Raw genomic sequence first — 18,286 nt, 5'->3', positions numbered from 1 at the left:
GGCGAGGAGGGCGGGGATGCGTTCGAGGACGCCTCCCGCGAAGGTGTCGTAGAGGCCGAGCGGTTCGAGGTGGACGTAGCCGATGTGGCAGTCGCACGTGTCGAGGGGGCAAGGGCGGGGAGCGAGGGCGTCGCGGAACGAGCCGTCATAGAGATTGCCCAGGACGGCGGGGACGAAATGGCAGCGGCGGACGGTGCCGTCGCCGTCCACGGAGACGACGGTGTGGCCCGTCCGGCAGGGGAGGCCACGGCTGGCGTGCGGGCGGCGGCTCACCGGGAACAGGGGGTCGACGGCGGTCCAGGCGTCGGCCTCGGCGTCGCCGTAGACGTGTCCTTCGGCGGCGTTGACCCACAGGTACGTCTCGGCAGGCAGGTCGGCGCGGAGTCTCCGGGCGGCGTCGAGGTGTTCGGGCAGGCCGACGATGCCGACGCTGTACCGCACGCCGCGCGCCGCCAGATCGCGGCATTTGTCGAGGAAGCGGTCGTACGGCACTTGGCCGGGGTGGTATGTCGCCCAGAGCGCGAGGCGGGTGAGGTCGGCGTCGGACGTCCACGACAGGCGGTGGCTCAGGTTCGTCTGGATCGCGACCCGTTCGACGTGCGGGAGATGGCTCAGGTCGACGAGGGCGCGCCGGTACCAGGATCGGACGAGGCCCTCGCCCCAGGGGGTGAACAGCACGGAGACGCGGTGGTTCTGTGCGGAGACCCAGGCGGTGAAGCGTCCGAGTGCTGCGCGGTCGGCACGGAGCTGCTCCGGGGTGTCGCGGCGCTTGGCGAAGGGGCAGTACGGGCAGTCGTAATCGCAGCTCGCGAGTGGTCCCCGGTAGAGGATGGTCAGGTGCTCCATCAGCGGGCCTCGTAAGAGGCCATCAACGCCTGGACGCGCGGTGAGAACAGTGCCGGGCCGATGGCGTCGGAGTAGGCGAGCCCTTCCGGAGTCAGCCGGACGGTGCTGTCGGACGTCTCCAGCCATCCGCGGTCGTGAAACGACGTGAGCTCGGCAGTGAAGTCGTCCAGTGGGTCTGTGGTGAAGCGCGAGTAGTAGAGCGTCCGGTCGAGGCCGGTCACTTGCAATAGGGATTGGACGAGGTGCCGCCGACGGAGCTCGTCGTCGTCCATTTCAAAACCGACGCGGGCGGTGGTGAAATCGTCCTCGCGCACGTAGTCATCGATGATGGAGCGCACGTGCCTCGTCTCGACGGCGTATTCAAACGAGTAGTGCAAGCGGGACGTGTAGGAACGGGCTCCGCAACCTAGGCCGACCATGCCGTCCGTCTGGCAGCAGTATTCGGTGCCGTTGGCGGTGGCAGAAGGTAGGCGGAACATCCGCATCGACACCTGCTCGTAGCCTTCGCCCAAGAGATGGTCCCGGCCGATGCGGTAGAGGGTGGCGCGTTGGTCGTCCCAGTCTTGGGCGCGATGTTCGAGCCCGGTCTTCGGACGGACGTAGAGCGGATAGAGATAAATCTCTTCAGGATGCCAGGCCAGGGCAGCGTTCAGGGAGTGCGTCCAGGTCGCGGGCGTCTGGCCGTCGATGCCGTAGATGAGATCGATGTTGAGGGTCGGAAAGCCCACCGCACGGATGCGGTCGAGCGCCGCCTCGACTTCGGCGCGTTTCTGGGGACGGACGGCCGCCCGCGCCTCCTCGTCACGGAAGCTCTGGACGCCGATGGAGATCCGGGTCGTCCCTCGTTCGGCGAGCACTGTCAGCCGGTCGGTGGTCGCGGTGGCCGGGGACGTCTCCACGCCGAGCGGAACCGCGCCGAATCCCGGGAACCGTCCGGCGATGTCGCAGAGACGTTCCAGTTCGGGCGCGGTGAGGTAGGTCGGCGTGCCGCCGCCGAACGCCGCGGTGGTGAACGAGCCTTCGCCGTCCAGAGCATCCAGGGCGTCCAGGACGGCGGTGGCCTGGCGGTCGAGCGCATCCAGGTAGGCGCCGGTCAGCTCTTCGGGGGCGCCAGTTCGGGTGAACAGATTGCAGAAGCCGCACCGCATTTCGCAGAAGGGCACGTGCATATAGAGAAAGAGCGAATCGCGCGGCTCGTCAGCCCATACATCAGATAGTGCAGGTGGTGTAGGCAGCGGACGGTAGGCGGTCTTGTGCGGGTATGCGTACACGTACGCCTGGTATTGATTCACGACAGAACGAACTCCCCGTATGGGACGGTCCAGACGACCTCGTGGCCGATGCGGTGCCCGACGTGGCCGTCCTCGCCGTACGCCGTCCCGTGGTCGGAGCAGACGATGGCGAAGCAGGGGCGGCGCATCAGGGAGAACAGCCGTCCGATGTGGGCGTCGACATGCCTTAGCGCGGCGGCATGGCTGGCGCGCGTGTCCCCGTTGGAGGGTGTGGCGCCGTCCAGGTAGAACCAGTTGGGCTGGTGCAGGGACGCGACGTTCAGCAGCAGGAACAGGCGGCGTTCGGAAGGCAGCCGCGTCATGATTTCGGCGACGCGGTCAATCTGGTTGGGCAGCGACTCCGGGTCGGTCACTCCGAACCCGCGTTCCCAGTGGCTCTCGGCGAACAGCGACGGAATCGCTGATCCGAGTGGTGTCTGCTTGTTGAAGAACCCGACGCCGCCCACGCAGGCCGTGTGGTAGCCGACCGCCGCGAGCCCGGACGGCAGGTCGGCGGCGTCGAACGTCCAGGTGCCATCGGTGGTCGTCTCGCTGCCGGGGAACGTTCCGGCGAAGAGACGAGGGTGCGGTCCAGGGGACGCAGGCGTCGGCAGGAAACCGGCGAGCATCGCGGTGTGCGCGGCGTACGTGAAACTGCCCGGCGTGTGGCGGCGTTCCCAGCGGCCCTCTGGGAGGAGCCCGGTCAGCGTGGGCGTCTCACCCGACGCGGCCAGTTCGGCGGCCACGTCGTAGCGCAGCGTGTCGAGGGTCACCAGCAGCACGTCATGGCTGCCGATGACCCGGTTCATGTCGTACATACGGGCAGTGCGGCTCTCAACTGGAGGGCGGCTCTGACCTGGGCGCCGTACGTGTCCAGGCCCTCGGCGGGACCGCCGGGAAAGCCGGTCAGGCCGGGCAGCAGATCACCGAACGCGTTGACCTCGCAGACGGCGAAGCGCCTCATCCCCTGGCCGACGAGCAGGTCCACCCCGACCATGAGACTGCCCGGGAAACAGGCGGCGGCCCGCGCGCACACGTCCAGTGCCCGCTGCCAACCGTTCTCCCCAAGGGCGCGTTGCACTGCCGATAGGTCGCCCCTTGCGCCGCCCAGATGCAGGTTGGTCATCGGGTGACGGCTCGTCCGGACGACGGCGTGCGTGGGCTCGCCACCGATGACGACGACGCGCAGATCGAAGACGCGACCGCCGACCGTGGCCTTCGGCAGCCACCGCTCCACGTGGAGGCCGTCCGGCGCGAGCGCGTCGATGAGGGCGGCCACCTCGTCCTCGGTCTCGTAGGTGCGGACGCGCAGCGAATTGAACAGCCTGTCCCCCGCCATGAACGCCGAGGTCACGGCCCTCATCCGGCCCCGCCCTGCGCCGGGCGCGGTCTGCAGCGCCACCACCCCGGACGCGGACGAGCCATGCGCCGGCTTGACGAACACCCGCCGCTCCCCCGCCTCGTCCATCCGCGAACGAAGCGCCGCGTACCCGTCGACCTGCGGCAGGGCAGGCGGGACGGGCACTCCGGCGGCCTGGAGGCGGGCATGCGCGAGCCGCTTGTCGAACATGACGGCGAGCTCCTCGACGTCGCCGAGGAGCCGCGCCCCGGCCGCCGGCGCCGCCGCCGACAGCCGGCCCAGCGCCGCCGTGAACGTCCGGTGCCAGCGCGCCCCGCCGCCCACCCGGGCCGGTGCGCCGGGGCCGCGCAGCAGCGCGTCGGCCTCCGGGTCCTCGCCGGGCGAGTCGACGCGCAGCAGGTCGCCGGGCCGGAGGACGATCTCGGCGCCGCGCAGCACGTCCGTCCAGGCGATGAGCCTGGGTTCGGGCAGCCCGGACGACCGGCACGCGGCCGCGAACAGCGCGGGACGCCGGTCGCCGGGCGTGCCGACGACGGCGAACGTCATCCCGCCACCGGGACGCAATGTCCAGAAACGCCGAGGATCTGGGTCATTCGGCTACCGCGATGTAGTGCCAGTCGCCGTCCGGCTTCTCCTGGCCGTCCAGATCGACCTCGACGCCGGGCAGCGCCGCCTTCACCCGCTCCACCATGGCGTCCGACAGGAAATGGTGGTGCAGGTCGAGTTTGCGCAGGTGCGTGAGCGGCTGGCCGGAGAGCAGCGCCTCCGCGCCCTGGTCGGTGAGGATGCCCATCGCGAGGCTGAGCGACTCCAGCCGCGCCACGATCGGCGCGCCCGCGACCGCGGCCGCGATCTCGTCCTGGATCTCGCTGTCCTCAAGGCCGAGGTGGCGCAGCGCCGGGAACCGCTCGCCGCCGAGGAGCGGGGCCAGGTCGGCGACGGTCGAGTCGCCGCCGTAGTTCTCCTCGCCGAGCCACAGGTCGAGGTGCTCCAGGCCCGGCAGCTCACTCGCCCCCACAGCCTGGACGACGTGCCCCGGCAGCCCGCCCGACTCGAACCTCAGGACCTTCAGCCGCTCGCTCTTGATCGGTCCGAGCGTCAGCCCCTGCGAGCCGCGGACCTCGAACCGCTCCAGCGCCGGAAACGCGGTGAACAGCGGCGAGATGTCGGAGAGCTCGATCCAGGAGATCTCCGACTCCTCGCCGGTGATGTCGCCGAGGAACAGCGCCTTCAGCTTCGGGAAGGACGCGGCCGCCCCGCACAGCAGCTCGACCGGGTCGGCGACGTCGTCGTCGTAGGAGGCGCCCCAGTAGCCGATGATCAATGCCGTGACCTCGGCGGTGTCGATCGTCCGCAGGAACCGCGCGAAGATGTCGGCGAACGGCTCCTCGCTGAAGGACGTCCCGACGTACCAGGCCGCCTCGGCCGCGGGCGGGAAATCGCCGGCGGGCGCCGCCCCGCGGCCGTCGTCCTCCTCCTCGGTGTCGTCGTCCACCCCCGTCTCCTCGTTGAACGTGGCCACCGGCAGGCCGGCGTACTCCTCAAGGTGCTCGTAAACGCCCATGGGTCCCCTTCGCGAGCGAGATCGTCGGCCCTGTCCTATCAGGAGCGACGGACAGTACGCCGCACTTTCCCGCGTTTGTCGCGATCAGGACCCGCGGTCAGGAGGCGACGAGCACCGAGCCCTTGTACTTGTCCTCGACGAACTTCTTGACCTCGGGGCCCTGCAGCAGTCGGACGAGCTTCTTCACGCGCGGGTCGTCCTTGTCCTCCGGAAGGGTGACGACGCCGTTCGCGTACGGGTTGCCCTCGGGCTTCTCGGCGGCGAGCGCGTCCCTGTTCGGCGCGAGGCCCGCCTCGATCGCGTAGTTGCCGTTGATGACCGAGAGGTCGACGTCGTCCAGCGAGCGGGGCAGTTGCGCGGCCTTCAGCGGCTTGATCTTCAGGCCCTTCGGATTGCTCGCGATATCGCGTTCCGTCGCGGTGGCGGGCGCGTCCGGCTTCAGCGTGATGAGGCCGTTCCCGGCGAGCAGCTTCAGCGCGCGACCCTCGTTGGCCGGGTCGTTCGGGACGGCGACCGTCGCGCCCCGCGGCACGGCCTGCAGGCTCGTCGCCTTCTTCGAGTACACGCCGAGCGGTTCGAGATGGACGGGCGCGACGAACGACAGCGTCGTCCCGGACTTCTTCTCGAACTCCTCCATGAACGGCACGTGCTGGAAGTAGTTGGCCGTGACCTGCTTCTCCTTCAGCGCGGTGTTCGGCTGCTGGTAGTCGCTGAACGTGACGACCTCGAGCTTCAGCCCGGCCTTGGACGCCAGATTGTCCTTGACGTACGTCAGGATGTCGCCGTGCGGGACGGGGTTGACCGCGACCTTCAGCGGGGCGTCCGGATCGTCCGACGCCGCCGACGAGCCGCAGGCGGTCAGGCCCGCGAGGAGACCGACGGAGGCCAGCGCGACAGTGATCTTGCGTAGCACGACAGGTGCCTTTCTCTGCGTTATCTGTGGGTCAGGCGGCGGGCCACGAGGTCCCCCGCCGCCTGGATGATCAGGACGAGGACGATCAGCAGCGCCACGGTCGCGACCATGACCTTGGTCTCGAAGCGCTCGTAGCCGTAGACGACGGCGAGGTTGCCGAGCCCGCCGCCGCCGACCGTCCCGGCCATGGCCGTGTAGCCGATCAGCGCGATCACGGTGACGGTCAGACCCGACACCAGGCCCGGCCGCGCCTCGCGCAGCAGGACCTTGCCGACGATCTCCCGGCGGGTGGCGCCCATCGCGTCCGCCGCGGCGATCACGCCCGGGTCCACCTCGCGCAGCGCGATCTCGACGAGCCGCGCGTAGAACGGGATGGCGCCGACCGTCAGCGGGACGATCGCGGCCGCGTTCCCGATGCTGGTGCCGACGACCGTCCGGGTGAACGGGATGATCGCCACCATCAGGATGAGGAACGGCAGCGAGCGCCCGATGTTGACGACCACGCCGAGCACCTTGTTGACGGGCGGCGCGGGCAGCAGCCCACCGCGCTCGGTGACCACCAGCAGCACCCCGAGCAGCAGCCCGAGCGCGGCGGTGAACAGCGTCGCCACACCGGTCATGTAGAGGGTGTCGACCGTGGCGGGCCACAGCAGCGGAGTGACCTCATCCCAGCTCATCGAACGTCCTCCTCTACATCGTGAGCAGCGACCGCCTTGTCGGCGCCAGCCGTCCCAACAGGGGTCGGGTCGGCAGTGGGGGGCTTGACGGTCACGGCGAGGCCTGCCTCGCGTAGGAAGGCGAGCTGGGCGGCGTTCAGGGACGGGTCGCCGGGGAGTTCGAGCTGGAGGCGTCCGACGCGTTCGCCGCCGATCGTCTCGACGGCGCCGCCGAGGATGTTGACGTCCAGGGAGTACTTGCGGGCCAGCGCCGACACGAACGGCTCATCGGTGGCGCCGCCGACGAAGGTGACCTCGACGAGGGTGTGGCCGTCGCGGGGCTCGGCGGGCGGCAGCGGGAACAGGCCGCGGGCCAGCTCGGAGCCCGGACGGGCGAGCAGCCCGGTCACCGGGCCCTGCTCGGTGAGGCGGCCGTCCCGCATGACGGCGGCCGAGTCGCAGATGCTCTTGACCACGTCCATCTCGTGGGTGATCAGCAGGATCGTGAGGCCGAGCCGCCGGTTGAGGTCGCGCAGCAGCTCCAGGATGGACGCGGTCGTCTCCGGGTCGAGCGCGGACGTGGCCTCGTCCGACAGCAGCACCTTCGGCCGTCCGGCGAGGGCGCGGGCGATGCCGACGCGCTGCTTCTGCCCGCCGGAGATCCGCGCCGGGTACGCCTTCGCATGCTCGGTGAGCCCGACGAGGTCCAGGAGCTCGGCGACGCGGCGGGCCCGCTCGGCGCGCGGGACGCCCATGACCTCCAGCGGGAACGCGACGTTGCCGGCGACGGTCCGGCTGCCGAGCAGGCCGAAATGCTGGTGGATCATGCCGATGCCCTGGCGCGCCCTGCGCAGCTCGCCACCGCGCAGGGCGAGCAGGTCCCGGCCGTCGATCACGACACGGCCCTCGTCCGGACGTTCCAGCAGGTTGACGCAGCGCAGCAGCGTGCTCTTCCCGGCGCCGCTGCGTCCGAGGACACCGAAGACCTCGCCCTCGGCGACGGTCAGGTCGACGCCGTCCACGGCGGTCACCTCGCGGCCGCGGCCGCGGTACACCTTTCGAAGCTTTTCGATCTGAATCACAGGGAATCAATCCATGCGGGACGGAAGGCCGCCGGTCGGGCGGCGGTGAACAGGTCGGGACACGCCACAGCAAGGCGCACCACAGCAGCGCGAAACTCAGCCGGGCACAGGCGCACTCAGGAGAGGCCGGGCGGGTATGGGGCGTGGCTCAGCAGATGACGTTCGATGTTCATGCGTGACTCGCGTGTCGGGATCCGCTCGCTTCGGGGCGCGAGGCTCAGGCAGGGGCCCTCAGCGGTCACACATTCGACGACAGCACATACGCCGCATGGCCCGCGCGGTCTGCGGGCGGTGCTCAAGGCACAGGCGTACGGAGGTCATGTCAGCAGTTAACCCGCTCCACAGAAATGACGCAAACCCGGGCGGTGTGGTCACCGTCACTCTTCGTCGCGAAGGTCCAAAGGCCGGTGGGCCCGCGGGACCTTGACGGCGGTGTCGGTGACCACGAGCAAGCTGGCGCGGAGCATGGTCGCCGGGGGTGGTTGCTATGGAGCAGGCGTGTTGCCTGTTTGCGGGCCGCGAGGAGTGCGCATCACGTAGCGGGTGAACTTAAATGCCGCGTCGCTCCGGGGTGTGGGAGTTGACTCCTGTGACGTCCGCAACATCCGGGAGCGAGCGGGCTGAAGGCTAGATGAAGGGCGTGTGGCAGCGCATGGACGGGAGTACACCAGACGGGTGAAACCAGACGAGCCGGACCTCTAGAGTGTGTCCAACGTGAGGGCCCTCTCGCGGGAGGGCCCTTTGTCCTGCCCGCACGTTGTCTCGCCTGCACGATCCAGAGGTCCCGCACCATGAACGACCACCCCGCACCATGAACGACCACGAGGTCCGCGAGGAGTGCATGCGGCTCCTCCGGGACGGCCTCCCCGACCCGGCTCCCGCCGCCCGCGACGACGGACGGGACTTCCTTCCGCTCGGGCTCGATATGGACGGCGACGTCGCCGTTGTCACGTTCCTGCACCAGTGGGCCGGCGCGGCGCCCGGCTTCATCGAGGGATGGACGTTCCACCGCCGCGACGGCGAGTGGATGGAGCTCGGCGGCGCCGGCGGGTCGGCTCCCGACGAGCCCCTGGCGCGCCGCTCGTCCGGCGAGATGGGCCGCCACCTGCTGAAGTACGGGTCGGGCCGGACGGTCCGCAACGCCAACCGGCTGCTGCCGTGGGGCGCGAAGTGGGTGAACGAGGCGCGGCTGCGCGCGTCGGCGGAGGTCGCGCGGATCCGGGTCGGCAAGCGGCTGCTGGACGTCCCCGCGCACGGCCACGTCGCCGTCGTGTGGGGCGCGCGCCGCGGCCCGATCGTCGAGGCCCTCGCGGCGGACGGGTCGGTGCTGGACGCCCTGGACCTCGACCGCCCGGCCGTCCCCGCCAGGCCGCAGCTCTGATATTTGACCGATCGTTCTCCAAAGGGCTATCGTCCCGGCCATGGCACGGACGAAGGAGTTCGACCCGGACGCCGCCCTCCAGCGCGCCCTCGACCTGTTCTGGGAGCGCGGATACGAGGCGACGTCGATGGCCGATCTCGTGGCGCATCTGGGCGTCGCCCGCGCCAGCATCTACGCGACGTTCGGCGGCAAGCACGAGCTGTACCTGAAGGCGTTCGAGCACTACCTGCGGACGACGGACCCGGCGATCGCGGAGGCGCTGTCGCAGCCGGGGCCCGTCCTGCCGCAGGTCAAGGCGCTGATCGAGCGCTATGCGGCGGAGTCGTCGCGCGACCGGCCGAGGCACGGCTGCTTCGTCGTCAACACCGCGGTCGAGCTCGCGGCGCGCGATCCCGAGGCCGCTCGCCTGGTCGAGGCGAGCTGGAACTTCCTGGAGGCGTCGCTCACCTCGGCGCTGACCCGGGCTCGCGCGCAGGGCGAGCTGTCGCCTGATCGGGACCCGCGCGCGCTGGCCCGGTTCCTGGTCGTCTTCTTCCAGGGCCTTCGAGTACTGGGCCGCGCGCCCGCGGACGACAACCGCCTCCATGACGCGACACGCGAGGCGCTGGCCGTCTTCGACTGATTCCTTCCCGTCTCCGGCAGAAGGCGGGTTTCTGCGATCCAATTCAAGAACGATCGATCTATTATCTAGGAGCCGGATTCATGACGTTCGACGGCAGCACCGTGCTCATCACCGGCGGCGCGGGCGGCATCGGCCGCGCCATCGCGCACGCCTTCGCCCGCCAGGGCGCCACGGTCGTCCTCGCCGGACGCGACGCGGCCGCGCTCGCCGACGCGGCCAAAGAGATCGGCCCGTGCGCCGACCACGTCATCACCGACGTGACCGACACGTCCGCCGTCGCCCGGATGGTCGAGACCGTCGCCGCGCGCCACGGCGGCCTCCACGTCGCCGTCAACAACGCCGGGATCCTCGGCGCCGCCGGGCCGCTCGCCGACGTCGACGAGGCAGCCTGGGACGACGTCCTCGCGGTGAACCTGACCGGCGTGTTCCTGTCGATGAAGCACGAGATCGCGCACATGCGCGGCCACGGCGGCGGGACGATCGTGAACGTCGCATCCAACATCGGCGCGCACGGCCGCCGTCCCGGCCTGGCCGCCTATGCGGCGTCCAAGGCGGCGGTCAGCGTTCTCACCCGCGCCGCGGCCCTCGACCACATCGCCGAGCGCGTCCGCATCAACGCCGTCAGCCCCGGCGCCACCGACACGCCGATGTCGCTGCTGCCGGGCGAGACCCGCGCCCAGCGTGCTGAGCGGATGCGCACTGCCGCCCCGTCCGGACGCGTGGCGGACACGTCCGAGGTGGCCGAGACGGTCCTGTGGCTGGCGTCGGACGCGTCCAGCCACGTCGTCGGGCACGACCTGGTCGTGGACGGCGGCGCCACTGCCTGACGGCGCTTTTCAGCGCTGTTCACCGGGCAGACTCAGTCCATGGCCCTCACACCCGACTACGACTCGGACCCGGAGCGTTTCCGCCTCGCCTCCAGGGTCACCAGGAAGTACCTGATCGGGGCGCGGAGCCTGCACGACCACATCGCCTCGAAGCTGCTGCACGGCGGGCCGTCCCTCGTCCTGGACATCGGCTGCGGGGAGGGCGCGCTCAGCGACGCCCTCCCCCACCCGCCGCCGTTCCGGCTGGTGGGGCTGGACGCGTCCGCCGCCCTCCTGCGCGCCCATCCGAGGCCACGCGTCCGGGCCGACGCGCTGCGCCTGCCCTTCCGGGACGGGACGTTCGACGCCGCCGTCGCCGTGAACATGCTCTACCACCTGGACGATCCCGGTCTCGCGCTGCGCGAGGCCCGCCGCGTCCTCGCGCCAGGCGGCGTCCTGCTCGTCACCGCGATCTGCCGGACCGACAGCCCCGAACTGTCGCCCGTATGGCGTCCCGAGCCGACGACGTTCGACGCCGAGGAGGCCCCGGACCGCGTCTGCGAGGTGTTCGGCGAGGTCGAGGTGGAGCGGTGGGACGCGCCGCTGATCACGCTTCCCGACCACGACGCCGTCCGCGACTACCTGATCGCCCGCCACGTGCCCCGGTCGCAGGCGGCCGAGGCCGCCCGGCGGCTCAGGACGCCCCTCCCGGTGACGAAACGGGGAAGCCTGGTGCTGGCCCGCCGCTCGTGAGCGTCATGGCCGGGCGATGGCCCAGCCCGTCGGCGGCACGGTCGCGCCGTCATCGGCGAAGACGGCCTGGCCGGCGATGGTCGTCCAGTGGGCGGCGGGCAGGTTCACCTGGGCGGGCTCGTCGTCCAGGTTCAGGACGACCGCGAGCCGCTCTTCGCCATACCCGACCGTGTAGGAGAAGGCCGTGTTGGTCAGGGTCTCCGTCGTGCTGTGGGCGCGGACCAGCCAGGGATGGCGGCGTCTAAGCCCGATCAGTTCCTGATGCAGCCGGTGGTAGGGCTCACCATGTCCGGCGGTCTCGTCAGGGCGTTCTGCGAACTCCGGCCGTATCGCGTCGTCCCCGCCTTCCCGTTCCTCCTTGACGCCTTGGAACGCGAACTCGTCACCCGCATAAATGGACGGGACGCCACCAACGGTCAGCAGAATCACCAGCGCGTGGGCGAGGAAACGTCCGTCGCCCAGGCGGCTGGCCAGGCGGGTCACATCGTGATTGCCGAGGAACGTCTGAGGCACGAACGTGTCGAGCATCCCGTCGTGCCGGTCGAGGGCGTGGGCCAGTTCATAGAAGTTGCGGTCGTTCAGGGAGCTCCAGATGGCCTTCCACAGCTCGTACTGGGTGACAGAGTCGAATCCGGTGCGTTCGACCAGGCGCGCATAGTCGCCGTGGATGACCTCACCCACGAGCCATGCCTCGGGGAAGCGCGCGCGGAGACGGTCCGTGACCGTCCGCCAGAACTCGGGCGGGACGGCGTAGGCGGCGTCCAGGCGCCAGCCGTCTATGCCGCGCTCCAGCCAGTGGGCCATGACGTCGGTGACGTAGTCGGCGACCTCGGGCTCGGCGTGGTTCAGCGTGACGAGGCGGTCGTGCCCCTCGAACGTGCGCAGGTCGGGATGGAACCACGTCCGGTACGGGGACGCGTCGCCTCTGGCGGCGACGTCCGCGAACGGCGGGAAACTCCGTCCGACATGGTTGAAAACGCCGTCGAACAGAATGCGGACGCCTTTCTGGGACGCCTCGTCGATGAGCCTCTGCAGATCGTCCTCGCCGCCCAGCCGCGGGTCGACGCGGTAGTGGTCGACGGTGTCGTAGCCGTGGGTCTCGGACGCGAACACAGGCCCGAGCGCAAGCCCATTGCAGCCGAGCCCCAGAAGGTGGTCGAGCCAGCCGGTGACCCGCCCTAGCCGCGCCTCCCTAGGAGCCGACGTGACCTCGCGCTCGGCCCCGACGAAGCCGAGCGGGTAGACGTGCCACCAGATTGCGTGATCAGGCCAGCGCATGCGCCTCTCCCTACCCCAGAGGCGCGCCCGGTCACGCCGCACAAGCCTCCCGTCACGCGCGTACGAGAAACTCTGGGTTCAGTTCGTCCGGACGGGTGAAGCCCGAGAGCGCCAACGTCAATTCCAGTTCCGCCTGGAGGCAGCGCAGGACGTGCTGTACGCCCGCCTGACCCGCGAGCGCCAGCCCATAGGCGTACGGACGCGCGACCAGCACCGCCTTAGCCCCGAGTGCGAGCGCCTTGGCGATGTCCGATCCCGTGCGGATTCCGCTGTCGAACAGCACCGTCGCCTGGTCTCGGACGGCGTCGACCACACCCGGCAGTGCGTCGAGGGAGGCGACGGCGCCGTCCACCTGCCGCCCGCCGTGGTTCGAGACGATCACGCCGTCCATGCCCGCGTCGACGGCGTGGCGGGCGTCGTCCGGATGCTGGATGCCCTTGAGCGCGATCGGGCCGTCCCAGTGCTCCCGCACGAAGATCAGGTCGTCCCAGGTCAGGCTGGGGTTCCCGAAGTTGGCGACCCAGTGCAGGATCGCCTGGTCCCGGTTGGCGTCGGTGATCGGGCCGCCGACCATGCCCTGGAAGACCGGGTCGCTGAGATAGTTGGCGACGCCGATTCCGCGCAGGAACGGCAGGTACGCCTGGTCCAAGTCGCGCGGACGCCACGCCAGCGTGAACGTGTCGAGAGTGACGACGAGCGCCGTGTACCCGGCCGCCTTGGCCCGCTCCAGGAAACTGACGGCGAGATCCCGGTTCTTCGGCCAGTACAGCTGGTACCAGCGCGGCCCGTCGCCGTTCGCGTCCGCCACGTCCTCGATGTTGTGCGAGGACGCCGTGCTCAGCACCATCGGCACGCGCTCTGCCGCCGCCGCCCGCGCGACGGCGAGTTCACCATCGGGATGGACGATCGACAGAACGCCGATGGGGCCGAGCACCACCGGGGACGGCATTTCGGTACCCAGCACCTGCACGGACAGGTCGCGGTCGGCCACGTCCCTGAGCATCCTCGGGACGATCCGCCACCGGTCGAACGCCGCGCGGTTGGCTCGGGCGGTCGCCTCGCTGCCCGCCGCTCCCGCCACGTACCCGAACGCCTGCGCCGACAGCGAGCCCTCGGCGAGGGCCTCCAGCTTCGTCAGGTCCGTCGGCAGCGCCGGGACGACGTCGCCGAGCCCCTGCAGATAGATCGAGTTCTGGAAGTCGGCCAGCGCGCTCAAGGGTACCTCCACCTGCGGAGATCGGAACCGTCCGGCACCAATGTGCCAGGTCCGCGGAGGTGACGGAACGGCACCGATCAGGCGAACCGGACGCCACACCCGGTGGGGCGGGCGAAAGTTGTCCCTGGGACCGGCCACAATGTGGGCATGGCACGACGCGGATCCCAGGCACCTCCCCCGCCGCCGGACTTCGAAGAGAACATCGTCGACGTCGACGTCTCCGACGAGATGCGCGGCAGTTACCTCGAGTACGCCCTCTCGGTCATCTACCAGCGGGCGCTCCCGGACGTGCGCGACGGGCTGAAGCCCGTCCAGCGCCGGATTCTGTACTCGATGAACGAGATGGGGCTGCGCCCCGACCGCGGGCACGTCAAGTGCGCCCGCGTCGTCGGCGAGGTCATGGGCAAGCTGCATCCGCACGGCGACAGCGCGATCTACGACGCGATGGTGCGGATGGCGCAGTCCTGGGCGATGCGGATGCCGCTGGTCGACGGGCACGGCAACTTCGGGTCGCTCGGCGGCGACGACATGCCCGCCGCCATGCGGTACACCGAGGCGCGCCTGTCCCGCGAGGCGATGCTCATGGTCGCCTCCATCGACGAGGACACGGTCGACTTCCGCCCCAACTACGACGGGCAGGAGCGCGAGCCCGAGGTCCTCCCGGCGGCGTTCCCGAACCTGCTGGTGAACGGCGCGTCCGGCATCGCGGTCGGGATGGCGACGAACATGGCGCCGCACAACCTCGGCGAGGTCATCGCCGCGGCCCGGCACCTGATCGACCACCCCGACGCCACGCTCGACGACCTGATGCGCCACGTCCCCGGCCCCGACCTGCCCACCGGCGGCAAGATCGTCGGCCTGGACGGCATCCGCGACGCCTACGCCAACGGCCGCGGGACGTTCCGCACCCGCGCCACCACGACCATCGAGAACGTGACGCCGCGCCGCAAGGGCATCGTCGTCAGCGAACTCCCGTACGCGGTCGGCCCGGAGCGCGTCAAGGCCAAGATCAAGGAACTGGTCAACGCGAAGAAGCTCCAGGGCATCGCCGACCTGAAGGACCTCACCGACCGCAACGTCGGCCTCCGCCTCGTCATCGAGATCAAGAACGGGTTCAACCCGGAGGCCGTCCTGCAGGACCTCTACCGCCTGACGCCGATGGAGGAGACGTTCGGCATCAACAACGTCGCGCTCGTCGACGGGCAGCCGCGCACACTCGGGCTCCGCGACATGCTGCAGGTGTACGTCGACCACCGCATCGACGTCGTCCGCCGCCGCTCGATGTTCCGCCGCAAGAAGCGCGAAGACCGCCTCCACCTCGTGGACGGCCTGCTCGTCGCCCTCCTCAACATCGACGAGGTCATCCAGGTCATCCGGCAGAGCGACGACGCCGCGCAGGCCAAGCAGCGCCTGATGCAGATCTTCGAGCTCTCCGACATCCAGTCCCAGTACATCCTCGACACGCCGCTCCGCCGCCTCACCCGCTACGACCGGCTCGAGCTGGAGAAGGAGAAGGAGCAGCTCGCCAAGGAGATCGCGCAGCTGACCGCGATTCTCGAATCCGAGAAGAAGCTCCGCGGCGTCGTCTCCAAGGAACTCGGCGAGGTCGCCAAGGAGTTCGCCACCCCGCGCCGGACGATCCTCCTCGAATCCTCCGGGCAGGCCGCGGCGACGGCCGTCCCGCTGGAGGTGGCCGACGACCCGTGCACGGTGCTGCTGTCGTCCACCGGCCTGATGGCCCGTACGCACGAGCCCGGCCCGCTGCCCGACAGCGGCCCCCGCACCGCGCACGACGTGCTGACGTCCGTCGTCCCCGCCACGGCGCGCGGCCAGGTCGGCGCGGTGACGTCGCTGGGCCGCATGATCCGCGTGGACGTCCTCGACCTGCCGACGCTCCCGTCGTCGGCGACGCCGCCGTCCCTGGCGGGCGGGGCCCCGGTCACCGAGTACGTCGACCTGGAACCTGACGAGACGGTCGTGGGCATCGCCTCCGTCACCGACGAGGGCGGCGGGCTGGCCCTCGGAACCGAGCAGGGCGTGGTGAAACGGGTCGTCCCCGAGTTTCCCGCCAACCGCGACGAGTTCGAGGTCATCGGCCTCAAGGACGGCGACCGCGTCATCGGCGCCGTGCAGCTCCTCTCCGACGACCAGCACCTCGTGTTCATCACGACCGACGCGCAGCTCCTGCACTTCTCCGCCTCGATCGTCCGGCCCCAGGGCCGCGCGGCGGGCGGCATGGCGGGCATCAAGCTGGGCGCGGACGCCCGCGTCCTGTGGTTCGGCGCGATCGACCCGTCCCGCGAGGCCCGCGTCATCACGGTCTCCGGCTCGTCGTCCGCGCTGCCCGGCACCCAGACCGGCGCGATCAAGCTCGCCGACTTCGCCGACTTCCCGGCCAAGGGACGCGCGACCGGAGGCGTCCGCGCGCACCGCTTCCTCAAGGGCGAGGACGTCCTGCTGCAGGCGTGGGCGGCGCCGACCCCGCTCCGCGCCGCAGCGGCCAACGGAAAACCGGCCATGCTGAACGTGACTCTGGGACGCAGGGACGGCTCCGGCGAGAAACTCGACAAGCCCCTGACCGCCATCAGCGGCCCCCTGGGCCCACCGCCCCCAGAGGAGGACGCCCCCGAGGAGTGACCCCGGGCCCGCCACGAGCGGGTGCACTACGAACGGGTGCGCCGCGAGCCGGTGCGCCGCGACCTGGGGCGCGCCACGACCGGGTGCGCCACGAGCGGTCGCGCCACGACCGCGGCGCGCCACGAACCGTGTGCGTCAGAATGGGCGGCATGCCGATCGCATCGTTCATGGTTCCGCTCGGGTCCCCGGTTCCGGCGTTCAGCCTTCCGTCCATCGACGGCAGGACGGTGTCGGACGACGACTTCCCGGAGGCGTCCGCCCTGCTGGTGGCGTTCCTGTCCAACCATTGCCCGTACGTGCGCCGAATCGAGGACGCTCTCGGCGCCGTCACGTCCGAGTACGCGGACAACGGCCTCGCCACGGTCGCCGTGGGCAGCAACGACGTCGTCAACTATCCGGACGACGGCGTCGAGCACCTGCGTGAGCAGGCCGAACGCGCCGGGTTCGCGTTCCCCTACCTGGTGGACGAGTCGCAGGAGACCGCCCGGGCGTTCCGCGCCGCCTGCACGCCCGACCTCTTCCTGTACGACCGGGAGCGGCGGCTCGCTTACCGGGGCGAGTTCGACGGCGCCCGCCCGCGCAACGACGTCCCGGCGGACGGCGCGTCGCTCCGGGCCGCGCTCGACCTCGTGCTGGCGGGCAAGGACGTGCCGGAGCCGCACACGCCGAGCCTCGGCTGCGGAATCAAATGGAAGCCCGGAAACGAGCCGGTGTAATACAGCGCTTGTAATCACACCAGCGGAATCACAAAGGCTGAGTTACGCCGGTCGAGTTACGCGGGAGTGGCTTCGCCCTCGCGCGGACGCGGCAGCGCAACGGCTCCGACGTTCTTCGACCGCAGGCCGCGTTCAGCTGCCGCGGCCAGGGCTTCGAGCAGGTCGGACGGCCCGCCGTCGGCGTTGTCGTAATGCCAGAAGCGGATCAGTCGCTCGCCTTCGGCGCCCGGATTGAAACGGCCCGTGGTGAAGCAGCCGGCGACGGCCATGCGGACGATGACGCGGGCGCTTTCGTCCAGTTGCATCACATAGGCGGCCGCGTCGATGAGACCGATCGCGGCGCGTGCGTTGCGGCCGTCGTCGCATGGGTCGGGACGGTTGATCCGCCATTGCGCGTACGGGCGCAGGTAGTCCGCGATCATGCAGGTTCTGAGCACGGTCTTCATGCTCCCGGCCGCCGGGACGCGCCCGCCCGGCCTTTGACCGAGATCTTGCACCGTGGTGATCGACGATCAACCGGCGAGGCCGTGCCTGAACGCGTACGTGACGGCCTGCGCCCGGTCGCGCAGGCTCGCCTTGGCGAACAGGTTGTTGATGTGCGTCTTGACGGTCGCCTCGGAGATGAACAGGTCGCCGGCGATCTCGGCGTTGGAGCGTCCCCGCGCGATCAGGGCGAGCACCTCGGCCTCGCGGCGGGTGAGGCCGTCCGGCAGCCCGTCACGGCCGGGACCGCGGGGCCGGTCACCGGTCGCGACGGCCTCCACGAGGCGGCGCTGGACGGCCGGGTCGAGCTGCGCCGCTCCCCCGCGGACGGCGGCGATCGCCCGCGCGATCTCGTCCGCGCCGGCGTCCTTGGTGAGGTAGCCGCGGGCCCCGGCGCGCAGCGCCGCGAAGATCGACTCGTCGTCGGCGTAGGTGGTGAGGACGACGATCTCCACGTCCGGATGGGCCTCCTTGATCCGGCGGGTCGCCTCGACGCCGTCCATGCGCGGCATCCGCAGGTCCATCAGGACGACGTCCGGATCCAGTTCCGCGACCATCGCCACGGCCTGCTCGCCGTCCCCGCAGGCCCCGGCCACATCGAGGCCGGGCAGCAGTTCGAGCAGCAGCACCAGGCCCTCGCGCACGACGGTCTGGTCGTCGACGACCAGGATCCTCGTCTTCTCGCTCACCGCGCCCCGCCTC

Annotated in this window: 18 protein-coding genes; 6 read left to right on the top strand and 12 right to left on the bottom strand. The window is 70.4% G+C overall.

Annotated features, from left to right (window positions below; all coding sequences use genetic code 11):
- From E1287_RS11575 to E1287_RS11540, 8 genes are all read right to left on the bottom strand, one after another.
- Positions 1–846 (bottom strand): STM4011 family radical SAM protein (locus E1287_RS11575; RefSeq protein WP_131964885.1); only part of this gene is annotated, 846 nt, incomplete at its 3' end.
- Complete coding sequence (locus tag E1287_RS11570) at positions 846–2,171, bottom strand: STM4012 family radical SAM protein (protein WP_131964884.1); 1,326 nt, start codon at positions 2,169–2,171, stop codon at positions 846–848. The genes E1287_RS11570 and E1287_RS11575, both read right to left, overlap by 1 nt.
- Positions 2,135–2,935, bottom strand: coding sequence for an STM4013/SEN3800 family hydrolase (locus E1287_RS11565; protein WP_243718870.1), 801 nt, complete (start codon positions 2,933–2,935; stop codon positions 2,135–2,137). The genes E1287_RS11570 and E1287_RS11565 overlap by 37 nt, the downstream gene beginning before the upstream one ends.
- Entirely contained in the window at positions 2,923–4,023 is a 1,101-nt protein-coding gene (locus E1287_RS11560; RefSeq protein WP_131964883.1) for an STM4014 family protein, read from the bottom strand. Before E1287_RS11560 ends, E1287_RS11565 begins: the two co-directional genes overlap by 13 nt.
- A gap of 43 nt (positions 4,024–4,066) precedes the next feature.
- Positions 4,067–5,041, bottom strand: coding sequence for an STM4015 family protein (locus E1287_RS11555; RefSeq protein ID WP_131964882.1), 975 nt, complete (start codon positions 5,039–5,041; stop codon positions 4,067–4,069).
- A 97-nt stretch (positions 5,042–5,138) separates the two neighbouring features.
- On the bottom strand, positions 5,139–5,954 hold the full coding sequence (locus tag E1287_RS11550; protein ID WP_131964881.1) for a MetQ/NlpA family ABC transporter substrate-binding protein: 816 nt from the start codon (positions 5,952–5,954) through the stop codon (positions 5,139–5,141).
- A gap of 20 nt (positions 5,955–5,974) precedes the next feature.
- Complete coding sequence (locus tag E1287_RS11545; RefSeq protein WP_131964880.1) at positions 5,975–6,631, bottom strand: methionine ABC transporter permease; 657 nt, start codon at positions 6,629–6,631, stop codon at positions 5,975–5,977.
- Positions 6,628–7,692, bottom strand: a complete 1,065-nt coding sequence (locus tag E1287_RS11540) for an ATP-binding cassette domain-containing protein (protein WP_131964879.1) — start codon at positions 7,690–7,692, stop codon at positions 6,628–6,630. Before E1287_RS11540 ends, E1287_RS11545 begins: the two co-directional genes overlap by 4 nt.
- Positions 7,693–8,503: 811 nt before the next feature.
- Here E1287_RS11540 and E1287_RS11535 point away from each other — a divergent pair.
- The 4 genes from E1287_RS11535 to E1287_RS11520 all read left to right on the top strand — a co-directional run bounded on the left by E1287_RS11535 (position 8,504) and on the right by E1287_RS11520 (position 11,254).
- Positions 8,504–9,073, top strand: coding sequence for a hypothetical protein (locus E1287_RS11535; protein WP_131964878.1), 570 nt, complete (start codon positions 8,504–8,506; stop codon positions 9,071–9,073).
- A 40-nt stretch (positions 9,074–9,113) separates the two neighbouring features.
- Positions 9,114–9,695 (top strand): TetR/AcrR family transcriptional regulator, encoded by a 582-nt coding sequence (locus tag E1287_RS11530; protein ID WP_131964877.1) that lies wholly within the window; start codon positions 9,114–9,116, stop codon positions 9,693–9,695.
- Positions 9,696–9,775: 80 nt separating this feature from the next.
- A complete protein-coding gene (locus tag E1287_RS11525) occupies positions 9,776–10,522 on the top strand; it encodes a glucose 1-dehydrogenase (protein WP_131964876.1) in 747 nt (248 codons plus the stop codon).
- A 39-nt stretch (positions 10,523–10,561) separates the two neighbouring features.
- Positions 10,562–11,254 carry a class I SAM-dependent methyltransferase gene (locus E1287_RS11520; RefSeq protein WP_131964875.1) on the top strand — a complete coding sequence of 231 codons (693 nt, stop codon included), beginning with the start codon at positions 10,562–10,564 and terminating at the stop codon, positions 11,252–11,254.
- Positions 11,255–11,257: 3 nt separating this feature from the next.
- On the opposite strand, the gene E1287_RS11515 is transcribed toward E1287_RS11520, so the two are convergent.
- Positions 11,258–12,532: an alpha-amylase family protein gene (locus E1287_RS11515; RefSeq protein ID WP_131964874.1), complete on the bottom strand. Its 1,275-nt coding sequence runs from the start codon at positions 12,530–12,532 to the stop codon at positions 11,258–11,260.
- 52 nt (positions 12,533–12,584) lie between these two features.
- Positions 12,585–13,748, bottom strand: a complete 1,164-nt coding sequence (locus E1287_RS11510) for a lactate 2-monooxygenase (protein WP_131964873.1) — start codon at positions 13,746–13,748, stop codon at positions 12,585–12,587.
- A 147-nt stretch (positions 13,749–13,895) separates the two neighbouring features.
- On the opposite strand from E1287_RS11510, the gene E1287_RS11505 reads away from it, so the two are divergent.
- Together E1287_RS11505 and E1287_RS11500 are read left to right on the top strand one after the other, a co-directional pair.
- On the top strand, positions 13,896–16,385 hold the full coding sequence (locus E1287_RS11505) for a DNA topoisomerase IV subunit A (protein WP_131964872.1): 2,490 nt from the start codon (positions 13,896–13,898) through the stop codon (positions 16,383–16,385).
- Between the two features lie 149 nt (positions 16,386–16,534).
- Entirely contained in the window at positions 16,535–17,101 is a 567-nt protein-coding gene (locus tag E1287_RS11500) for a thioredoxin family protein (protein ID WP_131964871.1), read from the top strand.
- Between the two features lie 56 nt (positions 17,102–17,157).
- Here the strand turns inward: E1287_RS11500 and E1287_RS11495 are convergent, their stop codons facing one another.
- Both E1287_RS11495 and E1287_RS11490 read right to left on the bottom strand, forming a co-directional pair.
- Positions 17,158–17,547: a hypothetical protein gene (locus E1287_RS11495; protein WP_131964870.1), complete on the bottom strand. Its 390-nt coding sequence runs from the start codon at positions 17,545–17,547 to the stop codon at positions 17,158–17,160.
- A 66-nt stretch (positions 17,548–17,613) separates the two neighbouring features.
- The gene (locus tag E1287_RS11490; protein WP_131964869.1) at positions 17,614–18,273 is read right to left on the bottom strand and encodes a response regulator transcription factor; all 660 of its coding nucleotides are present in this window, start codon (positions 18,271–18,273) and stop codon (positions 17,614–17,616) included.
- Positions 18,274–18,286 lie beyond the last annotated feature (13 nt).

Origin of the sequence: Actinomadura sp. KC06 (genome assembly GCF_004348735.1) — a bacterium.
In the GTDB taxonomy this organism is placed as follows: domain Bacteria; phylum Actinomycetota; class Actinomycetes; order Streptosporangiales; family Streptosporangiaceae; genus Spirillospora.
This window is presented reverse-complemented; position numbering and strand designations above follow the sequence as displayed.

Coding starts and splice junctions, on each gene's coding strand:
- E1287_RS11565 (WP_243718870.1), bottom strand. CDS start 2,935: ATGTACGACATGAACCGGGTCATCGGCAGCCATGACGTGCTGCTGGTG.
- E1287_RS11560 (WP_131964883.1), bottom strand. CDS start 4,023: ATGACGTTCGCCGTCGTCGGCACGCCCGGCGACCGGCGTCCCGCGCTG.
- E1287_RS11555 (WP_131964882.1), bottom strand. CDS start 5,041: ATGGGCGTTTACGAGCACCTTGAGGAGTACGCCGGCCTGCCGGTGGCC.
- E1287_RS11545 (WP_131964880.1), bottom strand. CDS start 6,631: ATGAGCTGGGATGAGGTCACTCCGCTGCTGTGGCCCGCCACGGTCGAC.
- E1287_RS11535 (WP_131964878.1), top strand. CDS start 8,504: ATGAACGACCACGAGGTCCGCGAGGAGTGCATGCGGCTCCTCCGGGAC.
- E1287_RS11530 (WP_131964877.1), top strand. CDS start 9,114: ATGGCACGGACGAAGGAGTTCGACCCGGACGCCGCCCTCCAGCGCGCC.
- E1287_RS11525 (WP_131964876.1), top strand. CDS start 9,776: ATGACGTTCGACGGCAGCACCGTGCTCATCACCGGCGGCGCGGGCGGC.
- E1287_RS11520 (WP_131964875.1), top strand. CDS start 10,562: ATGGCCCTCACACCCGACTACGACTCGGACCCGGAGCGTTTCCGCCTC.
- E1287_RS11515 (WP_131964874.1), bottom strand. CDS start 12,532: ATGCGCTGGCCTGATCACGCAATCTGGTGGCACGTCTACCCGCTCGGC.
- E1287_RS11505 (WP_131964872.1), top strand. CDS start 13,896: ATGGCACGACGCGGATCCCAGGCACCTCCCCCGCCGCCGGACTTCGAA.
- E1287_RS11500 (WP_131964871.1), top strand. CDS start 16,535: ATGCCGATCGCATCGTTCATGGTTCCGCTCGGGTCCCCGGTTCCGGCG.
- E1287_RS11495 (WP_131964870.1), bottom strand. CDS start 17,547: ATGAAGACCGTGCTCAGAACCTGCATGATCGCGGACTACCTGCGCCCG.